The sequence below is a fragment of the Leyella stercorea genome, assembly GCF_019052365.1.
GTDB lineage: Bacteria > Bacteroidota > Bacteroidia > Bacteroidales > Bacteroidaceae > Prevotella.
The window spans coordinates 1-702 of record NZ_JAHQUY010000182.1; the positions used below are offsets into that span (position 1 = coordinate 1).

1 protein-coding gene is annotated in these 702 nt (G+C 56.4%); it reads right to left on the reverse strand.

Annotated features, from left to right (window positions below; all coding sequences use genetic code 11):
- Window positions 1-702: fimbrillin family protein (locus tag KTQ90_RS13510; RefSeq protein ID WP_217318849.1), on the reverse strand; the 702-nt coding region annotated here is incomplete at both ends.

The window sequence follows — 702 nt, forward strand, 5'->3', positions numbered from 1 at the left end:
GGTGAGTGTGGCATGATATTCCTGACCTTTGTAATTCACAACCAACGGCAGGGATGCAACTGTCTGCGGGAAGAGGATGATCGATGACGTGAGATTGCCGTCTGCCAAATTCATGGTCAGTTCTCCGGTCTGTAGTCCGTTGTCTGCGGTAGCAATACCGTCGGCCGTGTTGAACGTACCGGTGAGTAACAATCCGTCCAGCGTGTAACGTTCAGGCTTGACAACGCTGAAATTCACGCCGTCGCCCGCCTCGAAGGTAAGGGTTATCTGGCTCATGCGGTGGTGGAAGGAGTTGTCTTCACCGCCTTTGGCGGTTTTGTCGGTGAAGCTTACTACCGGGTTGTTTTTGTCTCCCGTGGCTCCTGAAGCAAAGAGGAAGTCGATGGCAGGCTGGTTCTGCTGCGCCGTGGCATCGGTCGTGGCTGTGAGGATGCCTCCCGCCGCGTTGTACGGATAGTAGGCGCGGAAAGTATGGGTCTTTGCATCTTCGATATAGATGACCTTTCCTTCTGCCTCAAATTTCCCGTTTTTCAGGATGAAAGGCACGTTGCCGTACTGGGAATCGTTGCCGATGTCGGTGATGCCGATACGGTCGCCGGCAGTCCAGGTGGTTCCGCTGGCGCGGGTGGCGGGGGCGATGCTGGCGGTAAACTGGGCGGCCACGGGGTCACCGTTCAGGTTCTCGTTGTCGTTGTTGCAGGC